General features: G+C 72.6%; 2 protein-coding genes. Both read right to left on the bottom strand.

What is annotated here, in order from left to right; translation table 11 throughout:
- Positions 1 to 128: 128 nt before the first annotated feature.
- A complete protein-coding gene (locus ACFV0O_RS25065) occupies positions 129 to 1,163 on the bottom strand; it encodes a methyltransferase (protein WP_380345466.1) in 1,035 nt (344 codons plus the stop codon).
- Positions 1,164 to 1,203: 40 nt separating this feature from the next.
- Positions 1,204 to 2,283: a nitrous oxide reductase family maturation protein NosD gene (locus ACFV0O_RS25060; RefSeq protein WP_380345464.1), complete on the bottom strand. Its 1,080-nt coding sequence runs from the start codon at positions 2,281 to 2,283 to the stop codon at positions 1,204 to 1,206.
- Between the last annotated feature and the right edge of the window lie 333 nt (positions 2,284 to 2,616).

The following is a 2,616-nucleotide window of genomic DNA, read 5'->3' as shown; positions in this document are numbered from 1 at the left end:
CCTATAACCCCCCCACCCCGCAAACCGAGATATACGTTGGTCTCGTGGGCTGGGAGTTGTGTATTAGAGACAGCCGGTATCCCCGGGGGCCGACGGTCGTCGTGTGCCGGACTGCCGCGTGAGCCGTGTCAGCCGCGGACGGTGGCCTCGAAGGCGTGCAGGTAGGGGTTGACCGGGCAGACCTCGGTGACCGTCAGGCCGGCTTCCTCCATCAGCCGGACCATGCTCTCCTCGGAGTGCTTGGCGCCGCCGACGTTGAGCATCAGCATCAGGTCCATGGCGGTGGTGAAGCGCATCGACGGGCTGTTGTCGACCAGGTTCTCCACCACCACGACGCGGGCGCCGGGGCGGGCCGCCCGCACCACGTTGGCGAGGGTGCGGCGGGTGCTCTCGTCGTCCCACTCCAGGATGTTCTTGATGATGTAGAGGTCGGCGCGGACCGGGATGTCCACCCGGCAGTCCCCCGGCACCAGCCGGGCCCGGGCCGAGAAGGGGCCGCCCTCCCGCAGCCGGGGGTCGGCACCGGCGACGACCTTGGGCAGGTCGAGCAGGGTGCCGTGCAGCGCCGGGTGCTTCTCCAGCAGGCTGGCCAGGACGTGGCCCTGGCCGCCTCCGATGTCGACCACCGAGTCGACGCCGGTGAGGTCCAGGTAGTCGGCGAAGTCCTGGGCGGACTGCCGGCTGGAGGTGGTCATCGCCTTGTCGAAGACCTTCGCCGAGTCGCCGCCCTCGCTGTGCAGGTAGTCGAAGAACTCCTTGCCGAACAGCTCGGGGAAGACGTTGCGGCCGGAGCGGACCGCCTCGTCCAGCTTGGGCCAGGCCTCCCAGGTCCACGGCTCGGTGCACCAGAGGGAGATGTAGCGCAGGGAGTTGGGGGCGTCCTCGCGCAGCAGCCGGGACATCTCGGTGTGCTCGAAGCGGTCGTCCCCGCTCTCCGCGAAGATGCCGTAGCAGGTGAGCGCGCGCAGCAGGCGGCGCAGCTGGCGGGGTTCGGTGTCGAGCGCGGCGGCGAGATCGGTGACGGCGGTCGGGCTGTCGCCGAGCGCGTCGGCGACGCCGAGCCTGGCGGCCGCGCGGACGGCGGCGGCGCAGGCCGCGCCGAAGACGAGTTCGCGCAGGCGCATCGCGGCCTGCGGGCCGGTGTGGGTGGGTGCGGTGGTCATTCGCGGTTCCTTGGGGGTGGGCGGCGGGGGGTCGGGGTGCTCAGCAGCGGCCGGAGGGCTCGGAACGCTCGCAGGTGTTGCGGGCGAAGGTGTTGCCGGCGCCGGCGTCGCGGTCGGCGAGGTCGGCCGGGGCGTTGCCGCTCAGGTGGTTGTCGGTGACGACGGCCCGGGTGTTGGAGGTGCCGACGGCGCTCTTGAAGAGGACGATGCCGCCGGAGAAGTCCGAGCTGCCGGTGTTGTCGCGGACCTCGTTGTCGGTGACCCGGGTGTCCTCGGTGCCGGTGAGCACGATGCCGGCGCCCTGGATGGCGCCCAGGCGCGGGTTGGCCGGGCAGAACTTGTTGTTGGCGACGACCCTGTTGTGCCGCACGTCGAGGTCCCCGGCGCGGGGCACGCCCTCGTCGCCGACCACGAAGACGCCGCCGCAGTTGCCGTTGATGTCGTTGCCTTCGACGGTCAGTGCGCGCAGCCGGCGGACGGTGACGCCGACCCGGTTGCCGGTCAGCTCGTTGCCCTCGACCACGGTGCCGCCGGTGTCGGGCGCGCCGCCCTCGCGGTAGGCGTAGTTGGCGAGGAAGACGCCGGACTGGCCGTTGTCGGTCGAGCGGTTGCCGATGATGGTGGCCTTGGTGGACATCTCCTGGCTGATGCCCTGCTGGGCGTTGTGGTGGACGTAGGTGGCACGGACGGTCAGGCCGGTGGTGCCGCTGGCGTCGATGCCGTTCTTGGTGAAGCCGGTGACGGCGAGGGCCTCGATCGTGGTGCCGGCCAGCGGGGCCTGCTCGGTGCCGACCACGCAGATGCCGTGCCCGGCGGTGGCGCAGGCGTTCTCCGTGCCGGTGCCGGGGGTGATCACGGTGTCGGCGCCGGATCCGCGCAGGGTGAGGTCGGCGGTGGTGATGCGGACGCTGCCCCGGTAGGTGCCGGGGAGCAGTTGGACGGTGTCGCCGGGCTTCGCGGCGTCGACGGCCTGCTGAACCGATTCGCCCGGCTGGACGAGGTGCAACGTGCCGGCGGCCGCGTGGGCCGGGGGCACGGCGGCCAGGGCGGTGAGGGCAGTGGTCAGGGCGGTGGCGGCGGCGGTGGCCGCGGCGAGGTGGTGGACCCGTCGCGTGGGCATGAGTGGTGACCTGTCTTTCGGCGCGCGCGGTGTTCGTGGGGTGTCGGAGCCCGGGCCGGCGGTGTGGACTGACGCGCTGTGCCCGGACGGTGACGGCCGGTGGGTGCGGCCGAGTCGACGGTACGGTCGCCCGGATGGGGTCGCCACCAGGGCTGGGCCGTGGGACTGACGGGGCGTCGGCCGGGAGTGGGGCGGCCCGGCGTGGCGCGCACCGGGCGGACATGACGCCGCGGCCCCCCCCCGGGGGCGGGCCGGGGCCGGGGGGGTTTGCCGCGGGGCGCTATTTAAAAATACCATCCCCCCCACCCCACCTGTATCGCGGATAGCCGCGAG

Source organism: Kitasatospora sp. NPDC059577 (assembly GCF_042735475.1).
GTDB lineage: Bacteria > Actinomycetota > Actinomycetes > Streptomycetales > Streptomycetaceae > Kitasatospora.
The sequence above is the reverse complement of the archived record's forward strand: the minus strand, read 5'-3'. Positions and strand labels throughout refer to the sequence as shown.